At 59.9% G+C, this 16,519-nt stretch carries 11 protein-coding genes; 3 read left to right on the top strand and 8 right to left on the bottom strand.

The genetic code is table 11. From position 1 onward, the window contains the following. Nucleotides 1-682 precede the first annotated feature (682 nt). Nucleotides 683-2,146, top strand: a complete 1,464-nt coding sequence (locus IVB19_RS06130) for a catalase (protein ID WP_247821106.1) — start codon at nucleotides 683-685, stop codon at nucleotides 2,144-2,146. A 123-nt stretch (nucleotides 2,147-2,269) separates the two neighbouring features. After that, entirely contained in the window at nucleotides 2,270-3,016 is a 747-nt protein-coding gene (locus tag IVB19_RS06125; protein WP_247376680.1) for an MIP/aquaporin family protein, read from the top strand. A 118-nt stretch (nucleotides 3,017-3,134) separates the two neighbouring features. On the opposite strand, the gene IVB19_RS06120 is transcribed toward IVB19_RS06125, so the two are convergent. The 3 genes from IVB19_RS06120 to IVB19_RS06110 form a co-directional block, all read right to left on the bottom strand. Continuing rightward, complete coding sequence (locus IVB19_RS06120; protein WP_247376678.1) at nucleotides 3,135-3,914, bottom strand: helix-turn-helix domain-containing protein; 780 nt, start codon at nucleotides 3,912-3,914, stop codon at nucleotides 3,135-3,137. Between the two features lie 635 nt (nucleotides 3,915-4,549). Then, entirely contained in the window at nucleotides 4,550-4,726 is a 177-nt protein-coding gene (locus tag IVB19_RS40600; protein ID WP_524536738.1) for a hypothetical protein, read from the bottom strand. A 40-nt stretch (nucleotides 4,727-4,766) separates the two neighbouring features. Then, on the bottom strand, nucleotides 4,767-5,819 hold the full coding sequence (locus IVB19_RS06110; RefSeq protein ID WP_247821105.1) for a hypothetical protein: 1,053 nt from the start codon (nucleotides 5,817-5,819) through the stop codon (nucleotides 4,767-4,769). A 240-nt stretch (nucleotides 5,820-6,059) separates the two neighbouring features. Here IVB19_RS06110 and bamA point away from each other — a divergent pair, with 240 nt between their 5' ends. Continuing rightward, nucleotides 6,060-8,408 (top strand): outer membrane protein assembly factor BamA, encoded by a 2,349-nt coding sequence (gene bamA / locus IVB19_RS06105; RefSeq protein ID WP_247821104.1) that lies wholly within the window; start codon nucleotides 6,060-6,062, stop codon nucleotides 8,406-8,408. A gap of 688 nt (nucleotides 8,409-9,096) precedes the next feature. Here the strand turns inward: bamA and IVB19_RS06100 are convergent. The 5 genes from IVB19_RS06100 to IVB19_RS06080 all read right to left on the bottom strand — a co-directional run bounded on the left by IVB19_RS06100 (nucleotide 9,097) and on the right by IVB19_RS06080 (nucleotide 15,705). After that, complete coding sequence (locus tag IVB19_RS06100; RefSeq protein ID WP_247821103.1) at nucleotides 9,097-9,342, bottom strand: DUF3551 domain-containing protein; 246 nt, start codon at nucleotides 9,340-9,342, stop codon at nucleotides 9,097-9,099. A 715-nt stretch (nucleotides 9,343-10,057) separates the two neighbouring features. Beyond that, nucleotides 10,058-11,458 carry a sensor histidine kinase gene (locus tag IVB19_RS06095; RefSeq protein ID WP_247821102.1) on the bottom strand — a complete coding sequence of 467 codons (1,401 nt, stop codon included), beginning with the start codon at nucleotides 11,456-11,458 and terminating at the stop codon, nucleotides 10,058-10,060. Between the two features lie 346 nt (nucleotides 11,459-11,804). Continuing rightward, nucleotides 11,805-12,179 carry a response regulator transcription factor gene (locus tag IVB19_RS06090; RefSeq protein WP_247376831.1) on the bottom strand — a complete coding sequence of 125 codons (375 nt, stop codon included), beginning with the start codon at nucleotides 12,177-12,179 and terminating at the stop codon, nucleotides 11,805-11,807. Nucleotides 12,180-12,376: 197 nt separating this feature from the next. Continuing rightward, the gene (locus tag IVB19_RS06085; protein ID WP_247821101.1) at nucleotides 12,377-13,036 is read right to left on the bottom strand and encodes a response regulator transcription factor; all 660 of its coding nucleotides are present in this window, start codon (nucleotides 13,034-13,036) and stop codon (nucleotides 12,377-12,379) included. Continuing rightward, nucleotides 13,033-15,705 carry a PAS domain-containing protein gene (locus tag IVB19_RS06080; protein ID WP_247821100.1) on the bottom strand — a complete coding sequence of 891 codons (2,673 nt, stop codon included), beginning with the start codon at nucleotides 15,703-15,705 and terminating at the stop codon, nucleotides 13,033-13,035. The genes IVB19_RS06085 and IVB19_RS06080 overlap by 4 nt, the downstream gene beginning before the upstream one ends. Nucleotides 15,706-16,519: the final 814 nt, after the last annotated feature.

The raw sequence follows: 16,519 nt of genomic DNA, 5'->3' as shown, positions 1-16,519 counted from the left end.
ATCACGCTTGAGTGTTCGGCGACCCGCAGCGGCTGAACGGATGTCTGGAAACGTACGCGAAAGTCGAATGTTGAACTTGCGCGTGTCGAACTTTTCGCCCCGGACCTCATGTGGTCGCGCGGCTCCGAATAGCTAACGGGAAATTTCGAAGGCAGTAATCGGCGCGGCCGATGGCAATGGCATCAGCGCAGAATGGGGTCGGGGTAATCCCGACCGGCGGGCCCCGAGGTGTCCTGCCCATCGAATGGAAGCTCGCCTCATTGCTGCGCCGAATCTCCGCGTATTTACGCTTGGCGCGCAGAGGCGCTTATGAGAAGCCTTTTGCAATCCGCGAGAGGGGTGTCGCCCAACCCAACAAATTGGCCCTGATTAGCAGCAACATTCCAGAACGCATGTCGGCCTGACACGAGTTTATGGACCGAAACTACGCGTGACCACAAAAACGCGTGACTACGGCTCGAGATTGCGCTCCATCCCTGGATCGCGCCAGCTGATTAAATTCCGCTTTCGGAGATTGGCGCAAAACCGCAGCAATTGCAGCAATCGAGCCAAACTCATTGCGAAGCGGATGCATACATTTCCATTCACGCCCGGTCTCGCAGCCGCAATCCTGCGAGACGACGTTGCGAAAGCATGAGCAGCGCCGCCGGGACCATAATGTCTCGCAACACAGGAGTAATCCGTGGCCAAACGCCCTACACTCACCACCGACAGCGGCATGCCGGTCTCCGACAACCAGAACAGCGTCACCGCGGGCCCGTTCGGCCCGGTGCTGATGCAGGACTTCATTCTGTTCGAGAAGCTTGCCCATCAGAACCGCGAGCGCATTCCCGAGCGCAGCCAGCACGCCAAGGGCTCGGGCGCCTTTGGCACGCTGACCATCACGCAGGACATTACGAAATACACCAACGCCAAGGTGCTTCAGAAGGGCAAGAAGACCGAAGCTTTCATCCGCTTTTCGACGGTGGCGGGCGAGCGCGGCGCCGCCGATGCCGAGCGCGATGTCCGCGGCTTCGCGCTGCGCTTCTATACCGAGGAAGGCAACTGGGACATGGTTGGCAACAATACACCGGTCTTCTTCGTCCGCGACGCGCTGAAGTTTCCTGACTTCATCCATACCCAGAAGAGGCACCCGAGAACCAACATGCGCTCGTCGACCGCGATGTGGGATTTCTGGTCGCTGTCGCCCGAGAGCCTGCATCAGGTCACCATCCTGATGTCGGACCGAGGCCTGCCGCAGAGCTATCGCAACGTCGATGGTTTTGGCTCGCACACTTATTCGTTCATCAACGCTAAGAACGAGCGTCACTGGGTCAAGTTCCACTTCAAGACCATGCAGGGCATCAAGAACTGGACCAATGCAGAAGCCGCTGAGAGGGTCGCGCAGGACCGTGAGACCCATCAGCGCGATCTCTTCGAGTCGATCGAGAGAGGCGATTTCCCAAAATGGAAATTCTCCGTGCAGATCATGCCGGAAAGCGATGTCGGAAAGCACTGGTACAACCCCTTCGACCTCACCAAGGTGTGGCCGCACAAGGATTACCCGCTCATCGAGGTCGGCGTGCTCGAGCTCAACCGCAATCCTGAGAATTATTTCGCTGAAGTCGAGCAGGCCGCGCTGTCGCCCGCTAATATCGTGCCCGGCATCAGCCATTCGCCCGACAAGATGTTGCAGGCCCGTATCTTCTCCTACGCGGATGCGCACCGCTATCGCATCGGCATCAATGCGGATCAGCTTCCCGTCAACAAGCCGCGCTGCCCCGTGCACACCTACAACGTCGATGGTGCGATGAGGCTCGCCGGAAATCCGAATCCCGATGCCTATTACGAGCCGAACTCGTTCAACGGCCCGCTACAGGACGAGCGCTTCCGCGAGCCGCCGCTCCCGATCTCGGGCGCAGCTGACCGCTACAATCACCGCGACGGCAATGACGACTATCGTCAGCCCGGCGACCTGTTCCGGCTGATGAGCGTCCAGCAGAAACAGCAGCTGTTCCAGAACTACAAGGCAGCGATGCAAGGCGTGCCACTCGAGATCGTCAAGCGGCAGATCGCCCACTGCTACAGGGCCGATCCCGAATACGGCGCCGGTATCGCGAAGGCGATCGGCATCGATTTCAAACCGCAGATGGTTGCCGCGGAGTAGCGCCGCCCGCTTCCCAGGTCGGCGGCCCCTCCTACCGGGCCGCCGGCTCTCCGAAACCAGCGCTCGTCCCTTGGCACGAAGCTGATCGCTCCAAACAGTGAATATCATCTCTGGAGAGAACAAGTGTCCGATCGGATTGCACCAAAACTCCTTGCCGAGCTCGTCGGAACTTTTGCATTCGTGTTCATCGGTGCCGGCGCCGCGGCCGTGGTCGGCGACGGGGCCGGCCTTAACAGCATCACCGCGGTTGCCTTCGCCCACGGCTTGGCCATCATGGCTCTTGCCTTCGCCTATGGCCCGGTATCGGGCGGGCATTTCAACCCCGCCGTCACCGTGGGCGTGCTCGCCGCCGGCGCGATGAAGATTGGCGAGGCATTTGCCTATATCGTCAGCCAGCTCATCGGTGGTGTCACCGGCGCGCTCATGCTGCTGACCGTTCTGGGCGGCGCCGCCACTGGCCTCGGCGTACCGGCGCTCGCGCATAATCTCGCTTTAGGTGCCGCGACCGTGACGATCACACCGGAGGCCGGCTTCATGATCGAAGCCTTGCTCGCCTTCTTCCTGGTCACGGTGGTGCTCAGCACGGCGGTTGCGGGCCGCGCCGGCAACCTCGCACCGCTGGCCATCGGCATGACCCTGACCTTCAACATCCTCATGGGCGGTGCCCTCACGGGTGCACCCTTCAACCCGGCGCGGGCGCTGGGCCCGATGGTCGCGACCGGCAATTTCAACGATGCCTGGCTGTACCTGACGGCACCAGTCGTGGGCGCCATCGTTGCTGCCCTTCTGCACACTGGCCTCGGGCGGCTCGGCCACGAGCGAACGGCAACAAACGACCACCGCGCGGCCGCCGGCACGCCCGCCGAATGAGATCGGCAGCAGGCGCACTGGCACGTCATTCGGGAGCCGCTTCGATGGATACGCCGGAGCGGACGCCCTGCATCAACCTCAGTTCCGAAGCGAGGTCGGCATGGCGTCCGGGATCGCTTCAACAGACACTGCGACGGTAACGGCTCGGGGTTTGGCCGGTCAGCCTGTGAAATGCAGCGGTGAATGTGCTCGTATCGCTGAAGCCGACCTCAAGTGCGATGGCCATGACGGACAGTTCGCGGTTCGTTAATAGCTGCTTGGCCCGTTCGATTCGGCGGTTCGCATGATATCTGCGCGGCGGCATTCCGAAGGCCTCCTTGAACGACCGGCAGAAATGGAACGGGCTCAGTCGCGCCAGTCCGGCGAGGGTCGCGAGCGGGATGTCGTCGGCGACGTGCTCCTCGATATAGGCGGTCACCCGCTTTTGCTGCCAGCACGCAAGGCCGCCGCGCCGGGTGGGCCCTCGGGACGCAGCGTCACTATTGATGCGAACGACTTCATGCGTCAAGGCGATGCCAAGCACTTCGCCGTATTGCCGGGTCATCGAGTCCGAGTTCGCAATCAGCGACTTCAGCTTGAGAGCGGTCTGCCAGAGATCGCTATCGAAGAAGAACAGTCGCGGCTTGAATTCGATCTCCTCGAAGCGCAGCGCCGGATCGACGAGTGGCCAGCAGGGATCGATGTAGAAATAGGTGGTACGCGTCAATGCGCGAGGTTTCTGCCATCCACGGAAGTCATGCCCGGCAGGAACAAAGGTGAGCTTACGTGCGAAATTGCGAAGCGTAGACCGAGGCAGACCTTCAACAAAGGTCTCGCCGTCGTCGCGCTCGGCGACTTCAGCGGCAATGAGCAGATGCCATGGAGCCCGGAATCCGTATTCAAACGGCACGTGCCGCATGATCTGGACCGTCTCCGCGTGTAAGCCCGACCACGTGGCAGAATGGCGTCTGACGATCTCAGGCGGCGAAATGTTCACAAGCGAGCGAGGTTCAAGATTCCGATCCAGGCACGGCGCAGACTCGGCGACCGGACGTGGGAGAGGAAGTGCAGCGGATTGATTCAATGTCGATTCGGCGGAGCTGGCCATTATTCGATCTGACTCGCTTTGATACCGTCCAACCCCAGATGTTATTAGTAGGCCGGTCGCGACGATGAACAAGATGTGGAGTCGCCTCCGCTCACGCCGAGTTGAGACTCGACCGTCACGATCGATTGAGTCTTGCGCGTTTCGTCCACAATTGTGGGACGAAGCCGGGAAAAGCCGCGACGCGCGAATTTATCACAAGATCAGGGCGTCGAGACATTGGCGCGACGCAATGTATAATTGACGCAACAAAAGGCGCGAATGCAAGACAGAATTGGCGTGACATTGGGTAATCGCAGCAAGACGGCCAAAGTCCATACCTCGTCCAGGACTATCTGCGCGCGCCGAGAGCGCCTCCGTCCAGCAAAGAACCTATCACGTCAACATGACGCACAGCGTGAGACCTAAGGAGATTGGCAGATGCCTTCCAGCTCCAATCGCGACGTCGCTTACCTTAAGCCCGGCGCGTCGAAGTCCAGAACATCGACTTTTCGACCTTCCGCAATCCGGCAGAAACGACGATCGATCACGGCGTCATTCTCAAGGTCGTAACGACGAATATCTGCGGCTCCGATCGGCACATGGTGCGGGACCGCACGACAGCGCCGGCGATCAGCCGAAGCCATGGCCGACCTCTGACAGCTGTCGTAAACCCGCGCGTCGACCTTACTGCTGTTTTTCCCAGAACGACAACAGCCCTTGCGAAGTGGCACCTCCTATCACGCAGGGTATACCGACGGCAACCTGGCCGAGGGCTGCCGCCGACACGCAGCCGAGCGCGATCGCGCCGACGCCGACCTGGCCCCACAAATCCAGATTGCGGCGCGCGTCCGATCCCTTGGCCTTGAGCTCTTCGACCGCAGCGAGCGCATCGCGACGGACCGCGCCGAGTTCGACCCTGTCTGCGGCCTGGATTACTTCGGTTAGCGGGCCCTTCACAGCCTCGGACTGCCGCGGAAGTTCGTCGCGGAGAAATTCGCGCAGGGAACTATCTCGCACCGCATAGCTTGCGAGCGTGTAACGGGCCATGCTGCCCACGGTCAGCTTGTCGAGCGTATCGCGGCTCTTCGACCACGGCAGCATCTTTACGATGCGCATGATCGGTACATGCGAACCGGTGGCGAAATAATAGCCCCACAGCGTATCCAGCAGATCCTGACTCGAGGCGAAGGTCAGCTTGGTATCGAGCTTCCTTTCTTCCTTCTTGAAGGGATTTTGGGTGAAGGCGTTGCGCAATTTGTCGAGCATACCCGGCCTCGAGTCCTCCAGCGGGATCTCCGCGAGCGTCGGCAGCGTGCCGTTGAGATAGCTCTCGATCATGATACGCCGCTCCGGAATTTTCGGTTCGATCTGCCGCAGCAGGTTGCGCCAATCGGGCAGGCCAGAATAGGCGATAGCCCGCACGATCACCCACTCGTCTTGCGGCGGCACGGGGAAGAAGCTGTTGACGAGTTGCTCTGCCTTGGCAGGATTCGAGCCGATCGCGCCGGCGATGAAGCCGAGATAAATGCCCGCGCTCTCGGGCTCCTTGAAAGTCTGGGAATGAAAGAGAACGCGTACGGCCGCCGGCACGTGCGCATAGTCCGGCTTGCCGCGATAACCATAGATCCACTGCTGTACCACGCCAAGTGAGGCGCGCGGATCGATCTCGGGGGCAACGGCGGCCCGAACGGAGCCGCCGAGAAGCAGCAAGGGAAGGATGAGTGCTGCATATCGCATATTGATGCTCCATCGCGCGCGCGAAAGTTTCCTGGTCGCTATCGCGCGCGCCTTCGATCATCGTCGCTAAACGCCATTTGGAGCGGCTATGCGACTATTGTTGGGAAGGCCGGCTCGACAGCGCGTCGAAATTGTGGCGCCGTTAACGACCGGCCTGCAACAGACCTTGCCTCCGACATTCTTTTGCCCGCTGCGGGAAATTCATCTCGTCGCAAGACACCAGGCAGGCGCGACGTGAGGATGAGAGCTACTGAGAGAGATCAACGGCGGCGTCGCCGCGCGCGTAACCTGCAAGCGCTGCTTGCCGCCGCCGTATTGGCACTTTCCGCTTTGAATGCCGCTGCGGCAGATCCTCCGGCAGCCAGGGTCATCGTTCAAGGCAACCAGCGGATCGATGCCGAGACGGTACGCTCCTATTTCCGGGCTGCGCCAGACGGCCGTTACGATGCCGCGGCGCTGGATGCGGCGCTGAAGGGGCTGATCGCGACGGAATTGTTCGACCAGGTCAAGATCGATCGTGCCGGCGAGGCCGTGGTCGTGCACCTGGTCGAGGCCAGGGTCCTTGTCCGCGTCGTCTTCGAAGGCAACAAGAAAATCAAGGACGAGGATCTCGCGGCCGTCGTCCAGTCCAAGGCGCGCGGACCGCTTCAGCGTGCCACGCTGCAGGCGGATGTCGGTCGCATCATGGAGGCCTATCGCCGCGTTGGCCGTAACGATGTCGGGGTGGTGCCGGAAATCATCGGCCGCGGCAAGGACAGCGTCGACCTCGTTTTCACGATCACCGAAGGCGCAAAGACGACGGTGCGGCAGATCAACTTCGTCGGCAATCACGCTTTCGGCAAGCGCCAGCTTGCCGCCGTTATAAGCACGTCCGCGACCAACGTGCTGAGCTTTCTCACCCACGCCGACGTTTATGATCCTGATCGGCTCGCGGCCGATCAGGATCAGCTTCGGCGCTATTACCGCAACCGCGGCTATGCTGACGTCAGCATAGCCAATGCACGGGCCGAATATGACCCGACTATCCAGGGCTTTGTCCTGACCTTTGCGATCGATGAGGGTGAAGCCTATCGCTTCGGCAGTATCGACCTCCAGTCCCATATTCCGGAGGTCGGTCCCGAACGACTGCGCGCTCGGGTTTCCGCGCGCACTGGCGCGACGTTCGATGACAGTCTCGTCGACAGGAGCACGGAGGCCCTGGCGCTCGAGCTGGCTAAGCTCGGCTTTCCGTTTGCGCATGTGGTGCCGCATACCCACCGCAATGCGGAGGGGGGACGGATCGACATGTCATTCGTGATCGATCAGGGGCCGCGCAGCTATATCGAGCGGATCGACATCCATGGCAATACGCGGACCAAGGACTATGTGATCCGCCGCGAGTTCGACATCGCCGAAGGGGACGCCTACAACCAGACGATGGCCGATCGCGCCCAGCGACGGCTGAAGGGCCTGAATTATTTCAAAAACGTAAAGATCACGACCAGGCCGGGCTCCATGAGCGATCGCGTCGTGCTCGACGTTGACGTTGCGGACCAGTCAACCGGCGACTTCTCCATTTCCGGGGGTTATTCGACAACCGATGGATGGCTGGGCGAGATCAAGCTCGGCGACCGCAATTTCCAGGGCACCGGCACGGCGGTGCAGACCAGCGTGAGCTATGGCCAATATTCACGCGGCTTCGATGCTTCCGTGTCCGAACCGTATTTACTCGACAGCCGCGCCACGGGAGCCGCCGAGCTGTTCGCCAAGCAGAGCTTTGCCAATAGCTACCAGTCCTATGGCAGCGACACCTATGGCGCGAATTTTGGGCTGACGACGCCGCTGAACGAACAGACCGGCGTGCAGTGGCGCTATTCAATCTCGAACCAAGACGTCACGCTCTCGCCCCCCTCGTCAGGGACGACGGTCTCGTTGCCGATCCAGCAGGCAGCCGCGGCCGGACCTGCCTGGGTCTCGGCCATTGGCAGCACCACGACATTCAGTACGCTCGACAGCAGCAAGAGCCCGACCACCGGCATCAACTCGCAGCTCCGGGAAGACCTTGCCGGCCTTGGCGGTGACGTCCGGTTCCTGCGCACGACGGAAGACGTGCGCTACTATAAGTCGCTGGGTGGCGACCTCGTCGGCATGATTCGAGCCCAAGGCGGTTACATCAGCGGCTGGGGCGGACAGCAAGTGCCGCTGCTCAACAGCTTCTTCGGCGGTCCAAGCATAGTGCGCGGCTTTGCGCCCGACGGCTTTGGCCCGCGCGACCTGACACCCGGCAGTACAACGGACAATGTGGGAGGTGGCATGTACTGGGCCACTACGGCCGAACTGCAGACCGGGATCCCCGGCGTGCCGGATGAGTATGGTTTGAAGGCCTCGGCCTTTGTCGATGCCGGCAGCGTGTTTGGCTATACCGGACCCACGACATTCGGTACGCAGACCGTCAATGTCGCTAGGAGTAACGTCCTGCGCTCGTCAATTGGTGTCGGTCTCACGTGGGGCTCGCCCTTTGGCGCCCTCACCGTCAACTATGCCGTGCCGGTGACCAAGGCTGCCTACGACGTGACGCAACCCTTCAATTTCACCGCCTCGCCGTTCTGATTGATTGGGTCAGTCGAAAACGATCATTTGCGGAAGCAGAGGACGAACAATGAGTTCGCGACAGCGTTCGCGCATAAGTTGTCGCCCGTTATCTTCGATGATGCCGGTCCAGATGGGAGAGGTGGACTTCACCGCCACCCGCCGTACAACCGTTGCGCGCGCTGGAGCAAAAAGCCACACTGGGATAAAGTTCACCGTTCGACCGTTCCAGCTTGGCCATGAGCCGTGCAGTTAGGTGACGGGCTACATTAGCCCGACAATGACCGACTTCGGCCGGATCGGCAGCGTGCGCTCGAGCCTGGCGAAGTTCAAACCGCGGGGACCATGGGCCCGTAATAGGAGCCCGAGTGATACCACGGGTCCCACTGGTAGGCCCGTCGCCGCCACGGGTGCCGCTCGTAGCCGCGTGCGCGAGCAGGAAGAAGGCGGACGCTGCGATCAGCATTCGCGCCGCTGGCCATACGACCATCTCCAAGGGCGCTACCCGATGCGAATGCATTGGTGGGAATAAACGAAGCGCCAAGTGCAAAGGCGATTGAAAGAGCAACCAAGATCTTACGCAAGATGAACTTCCTTTTCATCACGACTTCCTTTCGTTGGCCGGGGCGTTACCGCGCGCGCCGAGACCCTCCGAGTTGCCTCGAAGGGTCGATTTCAGCCGCGCCTCGCACTGGCGCGCGGACTGACTTCAATAGTCCGGCGAGTAGCCTTGCCCCTGGTTCGCAGATGAATATCGCGGATTGATACCGCAGTATGCATCTGTACCAGACGCACTTGCCATGCACTGGCGATAGGACGAGAACTGGCAGTTGCCAGGATAGCCCCACTCCGTTCCTTGCAGGCAGTATCGATCAACCGCGGGGGCTGCCAAACTTGGGGTGGCGGTCGCAAGGAGGCCAACAACAGAGAACCCTGCGAATAGAACTTTGCGCATAGAATCAACTCCTGGCTTGTATTTAGAGGGCGAACGGTTCCAGCCGCATTTTCTGGGGGGATCGAGGATGCGCGAACTAGGATCCGTTCCTGCGGGTCTGCTGGGGAGAGAGGCACCGCTGTTGGTTTATGTGCGTGCGGACGGCCATAGCACCAAGCTATCGCGGCTTCACGATCGGTCAAATCGGCGGGATCCCAGAGCTTGCTTGTGGCGATCGCCTGATCGCATTATCGGCTATTGGTCTTCGAGCGCGTCAAAGTTCGTCTGCCGCGGGAGGGACACGCCTTGGGTTTGCCCGTCGGCGCCGCCCAATCGCGGGGGCCCGACCGCCGGTTCCTTGGAAGGCGCACATCACAGCATGAGACTGGGAGACCAGTTTTGATGTCAGATCATAGATCGGGAGGATGCTCGAAAGCTTCACGCTCTGGAGCTTGACACTTCAGAACCGGAGTGACGGCTGCACTCACCATAATCCGGATTAGCGCTGACGTAGCGGGCGCGCCAGTAGTGATCCGGCCGCGATTTGGCCCTCCATGGCTCGCCATCTCGATAGCAGCCACCGCCAAATGCCTGCGACTTCCGCCAACTGATCGTTGGCCTAGCAAACCCAGGACAGAACGCCTATGTGGTGCGGTTTGTTTACCAGGCATACGTTTAATTGCTGGCGCCGGCGAACACTCAAGCATGATGACGATGGTGTTCAGGCCTCCCTATATCAAGAAGGTGAGGTGCTTGGCTTGTGTTCTGTCATTAGGATCGGAGCATGAGAGCAAGCGATCTCGACGATGCAACCAGCCCCTGGATGAATGGTGAATCTGAATCCGTGAAGCTTGACGATGGCCGCAACCAAGTTCAGCCCGAGGCCGAGGCCCGGCATGTGCCTTGTCCTGTCCGACCGATAGAAGCGCCGCAAGACAGCGTCGTGCTCGTGTTTGCTTATGCCTGCCCCGGTATCCTTGACTCGGACTATGGTTTCGTCGCGACTGCGCACCAATCCGATCTCGACCCGGCCGCCCGCCGGCGTAAATTTCACGGCGTTGTCGACGAGATTGGCGATCGCCTCGATCAAAAGATCGCGGTCACCATGAACGTCCAGTTCGTCTGGCGATTGGATGACTAGGCTAATTCCCCGATCCTCCGCTATCGGCTCATACATATCGCCTACTTCTCTTATGATATCTGCAAGTGCGACGTGGCCGAAGCCAGCCGATCTCTGATTTATTTCGATTTCCGCAAGACGCAGGATGGCGGTAATGATCGATAGCGATTGATCGAGAGCCTCGGTCGTCTTGTCCGCAACTGCCTGCAACTGTTCAAGCGTTATGGCGTTGCTGCGACCTCGCTCGAGCATCAAACGCGCACGGGTAAGGGGCGTACGCAAGTCGTGCGCGATGTCCCGACCGACGCCTCCGAGAGACTCGATGAGAGTCTCCATCTCATCGAGCATGCCATTGACTATTGTCGCAAGTTGCGAAAAGGGATCGTCGCTGTTCCCAAGCGGGAGCCGTTCACGCAGATTACCGTCGACGATGCGCTGCACTCGCTTGTTGACCTCTACGAGACGCTTACGGGCGCGCGCGCTCAGCGTCACGCCGACTGCAATGCAAAGGAACACCGCGGGGAATAGGCCCAGCGCCAGCGCTCCTCCGACGACCCTTGCAATCTCCTCGATTTCAGCCGCATCGCGTCCGACCAGCAAAACATTACCATCGGGTAACGTTTGCGCGATCAGCCGCACGGCCTGCTGCCCCACGCCAAATCTGTCAGTTCTGTCGACCACCACGTTTCGTGCCGTGCCGTCGATCTCGATATTGGCTGGCTGCCTTTGCATATTGCCTGCGATCCTGTCGCCGTGCGCTCCAAATAATCCGATGATCCGGACACGGCCTGGATCGTACCGCAGGCCCTCGTTGATTGCGTCTAGCCTCCGACCGGGTGGCAAGGCAACGAGAATTCCTATCTGCGAGGCGATGGTTCGGTCGGATCGCAACGTCAAGTCATGCTTCGTCGTCAAGTAGACGAACCCGAGCAGTGCAACGGTAAATGCCGCAAAGATGCCGGTCACCAATACGGTCCATCGCAGCCTGTTAGATCGCAAAACCTCAAGCAACTGCATCACTTCGTCTCGCCGAAAGATCGCAGAAATGCTCCACAGTTCTGCTCGGCCTGGGGGGTGGCTGCGAAGCCTTGAAACGAGCTCGCACGACTCCGTTGACATGGGTGCATCCTTCGCATTTCGCTCGTCTCACGCGCCGTCCGGCGCATCCTTGATTCCAGGTGCGGGCGCCAGCCTAGCCCGAACAGCGCGAGCGACTCGATCCTACGGAGGTTGTTCCGACTATCGTCTTCGTTTGCGAGGCCCCATACCTTCGTTTTTGCTTGGCAATTGCATCGAGCGTGCTGAAGACGGGGTGATGAGCCGGCGCGGGCCGCATCAAGATCACGAACAGGCGCCTGTCATCTTAGCCAGCATCCCCGCGACCGACGGCGGCCTCGACATGTTTGATCAAGCCGGGCGCCGTAAAGGGCTTGGCCAGGAAGCCAACGGCTCCGGCCTTCCGCGCCTGATCCCGCACTCTGTCTTCGGGGAACGCCGTAATGAACACAAACGGCGTACTGTGCCCTTGGGCGCGCATATGGGTGAGGAGGTCCACCCCGCTCATGCCGGTCATCTGCACATCCGCGACGACGCATGCGCAGTCGTGCAACTGAGGTGACTGCAGGAACTCTTCGGCCGACGCAAATGTGTGGACGAGATATCCTTCTGAGCTGAGTAGATTGTCGATTGCTTCACGGACGAGTGAATCGTCGTCAACAACTGAAATCGTCGAAAGCATTGACAAGACGACCTTCCAGGCGCGGGTGCAAGACGCACTCCTTGGCACCGCCCCAGATCTAAGAATGGGCCGCCAATCGGGATTCTGAAATCATACTTAGGTTTGTCCGCGCGAGTACGTGGTAACTCAATCAGACGCATTCGATCTTTTGAAGCCTGAAGGTCGAGGTTTCTTGCCCAATCCTCGCCGGGCAAGCACTAAGGCTTGACGCGACGAACTCCAAGAGTTTCGGCTTTCCGTAACAGATCGGCCAGCGATTTCGCATCCATCTTCTTCATGATGTGCCCACGGTGAATCTTGACGGTAATTTCGGCAAGTCCGAGTTCGGCAGCTATCTGCTTGTTCATGAGGCCAGAGGATACCAAGGCAAGAATCTCGCGCTCGCGAGGGGTTAAGGTCTGAAAGTGAGTTTGCAGGTTCGCGACGATCCGGTCGGCCTCGCGTCGCTTGCGATCCCGTTCGATCGCCACTGTCACGGCGTCCAGCATGTCCTGATCGCGAAATGGCTTGCTCAGAAAATCGACAGCCCCGCCCTTCATGGCCCTCACGCTCATTGGAATGTCGCCATGGCCGGTCATGAAGATAATGGGAATATGAACGTTCGCCTTCGCCAGTTCACCTTGGAAGTCTAGACCGCTCATTCCTGGCAGCCTAATGTCCAGGACCAGGCAGCTGGCGACATCTGGAAGCGTGCTTTGCAGCATTTCGGTTGCCGAACCGAACACCTCAACCTCCAGCCCGATCGATGCAAAGAGATTGCTGAGCGCTTCACGCATCAATTCGTCGTCTTCGACAATTAAGACGAGCGGCTCTCTCGCGCTGATAGGCTCACGCGGTGTTTTGGGACGCTCAGTCACGACGCCTCCTTCTGTTGTTGCGAGGGCAGGACGAATTGAAACGTAGCTCCCGGCCCCTGATTGGGCGATGCCGATAGACGGCCCTCGTGGGCCTCCACGATCGAACGGCAGATCGAGAGCCCCATTCCCAAGCCGCTGGACTTGGTGCTGAAGAAGGCGTCGAACAGCCGGCTCGCATTCTCGGCGGAGATCCCGACGCCGCAATCGGTCACACTTAGGAATACACGGTGTGCCTCGTCCTGGCCTGACCGGATCACCAGTTCGCGCGGCCGATCCGTGATCGGCAACATCGCCTCGATGCCGTTCATTACCAGGTTAATGATCACCTGCTGCAAGTGAACCCGATCACCAAGGATCGCAGGGAGAGCGGGCGCCAACTCGGTACGCAATGAGACTAGCTGGCTACTCAACTCACGCTCTACCAGCACGATAACCTCCTTGACGACGTCATTGAGATCGAGCGGCACTTTTTCGATGCCGGATTTTTTCGCGAGCGTGCGGACACGCCGGATCACCTCAGTTGCCCGGTTGCCGCCATTGATGACCCATTCCACCGAACGGCGCGCAGCGGGCAGGTCTGGAGTTTCGCGGTCGAGCCAGCGCAAACAGGCCCCAGCGTTAGCGATGATTGCAGCGAGCGGTTGGTTCACCTCGTGGGCGATCGAGGCTGTCAGTTCGCCCAACGTGGTCACGCGCATGACATGCGCGAGCTCCGCCTGCGCTTTATGCAGCTTCTCCTCGGCCTGTTTGGTCGCGGTAACATCCACCACCGCCCCAATGAACTCCAGCTGGTCCGCCTGGTCTCTGACAGCATGGGCGACGACATGGACGTATTTGACCGAGCCATCCGGCATCAGCAACCGATGCTCGTAGTCGAGATCCTCTCCGCCGCGGGCTGCACGTTCGATCGTCTCCTGGACGCGAGCCCGATCCTCCGGATGAGTGCGATCAAGGACGTTTTCAAAGGTGACAGAACGCGGCTCGTCATATCCAAGGATCCGGAAGAATTCCTTGGAGCCGACGCGTTCGTCAGTAACGACATTCCAGACGAAGCTGCCGGTTTGGCTCACTCGCTGTGCTTCGACCAATTTGGCTTCGCTTCGCCGTAACTCCTCCTCCGCCCGCTTGCGGTCCTCTATGTCGGTGGACGATCCATACCACTTGACAATATTGTCGTGTTCATCGCGTAGCGGCACACCCCGGAATAGGAACCAGCGATATTCACCGTCGAAACGCCGTAGGCGGGCTATAAGCTCACCGGGCGTACCGGACGCCCGTATTGCGCTCCACTTCACCAACATGCCCTTCTTGTCCTCAGGATGAAAGGCGCGAGGCCAGCCGGTTTCGGCCTGATCCGGTGAGAGGCCGGTGTAGTCGAGCGCCGTTTGATTGAGGAAATCGGGGACCCCGTCCGGTCCGGCGCGCCAGACCAAGGTCGGGATCGTGTTGATCACGAGTCGAAGCCGATCCTCGGACTTCTTGATTTCGTCAAAAGCTTTTTGCAGCGCCTCATTGGCGAGGTGCTGCTCCGTGACATCGATGTGCGTACCAACCAGCTCGGTCACTTCACCGTCGTGACCGACAACGGCATGTCCCACGGAATGCACATATCTTGTCGAACCGCCCGGAAGAACGATGCGATAGTCGCCTTCGAAGTCCGTTTTCTCTCGGAGGGCCTGCCGCACCATTTCGATGACCCGGTCCCTGTCTTCCCCGTGAACGCGATCCCACAAGGGCTGCTGTGGTACAGCCTCCTCAGCCGGATCGAATCCCAGCATGCTGAGCGCTTCCGGAGACCGAAACACGAACTCTCGCCGACGCGCATCCCAGGCCCAACTTCCGGTGTGGCTCAATCGCTGGGCTTCGGCCAAATAGGCCTCGCTGCGTCGCAGCTTTCGTTCCGTCTCCGTTGCCACCGTGACATCGGTGACCGCGCCTACAAACTCGATGCCCCCGGAAGCATTTCTTTCGGCGCGCGCCAAGGCGTGAACATGTTTAACCGATGCATCCGGCATCAGCAGTCGATATTCATGATCAAATTCCCGTCCCTCGCGGGTCGCGCGATCGATAGTGTTTTGCACGGCAGCGCGATCTTCCGGATGGGCGCGCTGGACAATAAGTTCCAGGGTCGGTTTCGTACTCCGGTCGTATCCGAAGATTCGAAAGGTTTGTTCTGACCAGAAAATATCTCCGCTGGCGACGTTCCATCCAAAGCTCCCGGTACCGCTCAATCTCTGCGCTTCGATCAAATACGTTTCGCTCTGCAGGAGCGCGGCCTCAATCCGCTTCTGATCACCCATGGCTACCTGCAGGTCATGTGCCGAACGCCGAAGTGCTTCTGTTGCCTTCCTCTGGGCCGAGATCAGGAATGCAACCATGAGAGATGTAATGGAGAACAGGATCAGACGCGGTATCTCCGAGATGCCTACAGCGAAAAGGTAATGCTTCCAGGTAAATGAACTGGTCGGCGGCAGCAGATAATAATGAAAGGCCAAGAGAGCGAGCGTGACCGCCAATAATCCCGGGCCAAACCCGCCAACCCACGCAGCGAAAATAACTGAGCAAAGCATCGAGGACGCGATAGCCTCGGCGTGCAGCACGCGTGTGATCAGCTCCGCGGCAACGATCGCGACCGCGACCGACAGGGGGGCTGTCGCGTAGCGAGACATCGCAGAACGCGCTGACCACCGTTCACTGAGACCAGGTCTTGCCATTCAGCTCGCTCGTCCCGCTACGATAGCCGGGCGGATTTGCGGCGAAAGTGAGCGGGCGCCCTGTCATCGCAGGGGCGCCCGGTGCCCCGGCCTGCAAGACTAGAACATCTTGAACAGGTTCGGCAATTCGATTGCCGCGGGTCGGTTTCCGGCGCAACAGCGGAACGCAACTGCGTCCCGCGAAACTTCAATTTAGTGCAGGTATACCTCTGCTTAATGGCGCAACTGCTCGGCCCGATCTAGTTATAGACCAAGCAGCCTGATCGCGCTTCTCCCTGGCGCGGTCTCGATTAGCTGCCAGTGCGGACGGCCTACGCGTTGCCTCTTTCCCCCCGGCGAGGCAGGTGCAAGCCGTCCGCTCCTTTTTGCGATGCGGTCGAAAAGACCGGCCAGGCAAATGTCGGCCTAATGCTGACCAATCCTCCCTCGTTCGCCCACATCTGTGAACCACAACGTCCCGGGACAAACCATCGAGCTGCGCGATCGCTGGTGCGGAACCACATCGGCCGCAACGTGGCAGCACCCCAAACCTCCGTATTATTCGTCCGATCCCTTCGTTGTCAGACACTTACCCGCGTACGATTGAGCGAGCTGCCTCAAATCTCCTAGTGTCGCTCCCGGTCCGACAGGCCCACGCGATTCATCGTTCAAGATAAATCTGGCGGGAAGCAGGGTACCCGACAGCAGTGCTCGCGCGATAACGGAACTGTGTGCGATGCCGAGACGCCGCTGCTCTTCCACCATTCGAGCCGTTTCTACTGCTGGGGCG

This window comes from Bradyrhizobium sp. 187 (genome assembly GCF_023101005.1).
GTDB classification, from domain to species: Bacteria; Pseudomonadota; Alphaproteobacteria; order Rhizobiales; family Xanthobacteraceae; genus Bradyrhizobium; species Bradyrhizobium canariense_D.
Note: the sequence above shows the minus strand (reverse complement) of the source record. Positions and strands in the feature narration are given on the sequence as shown.

Coding starts and splice junctions, on each gene's coding strand:
- IVB19_RS06120 (WP_247376678.1), bottom strand. CDS start 3,914: ATGCGGCACGTGCCGTTTGAATACGGATTCCGGGCTCCATGGCATCTG.
- IVB19_RS40600 (WP_524536738.1), bottom strand. CDS start 4,726: ATGGCTTCGGCTGATCGCCGGCGCTGTCGTGCGGTCCCGCACCATGTG.
- IVB19_RS06110 (WP_247821105.1), bottom strand. CDS start 5,819: ATGCGATATGCAGCACTCATCCTTCCCTTGCTGCTTCTCGGCGGCTCC.
- bamA (WP_247821104.1), top strand. CDS start 6,060: ATGAGAGCTACTGAGAGAGATCAACGGCGGCGTCGCCGCGCGCGTAAC.
- IVB19_RS06100 (WP_247821103.1), bottom strand. CDS start 9,342: ATGCGCAAAGTTCTATTCGCAGGGTTCTCTGTTGTTGGCCTCCTTGCG.
- IVB19_RS06095 (WP_247821102.1), bottom strand. CDS start 11,458: ATGCAGTTGCTTGAGGTTTTGCGATCTAACAGGCTGCGATGGACCGTA.
- IVB19_RS06090 (WP_247376831.1), bottom strand. CDS start 12,179: ATGCTTTCGACGATTTCAGTTGTTGACGACGATTCACTCGTCCGTGAA.
- IVB19_RS06080 (WP_247821100.1), bottom strand. CDS start 15,705: ATGTCTCGCTACGCGACAGCCCCCCTGTCGGTCGCGGTCGCGATCGTT.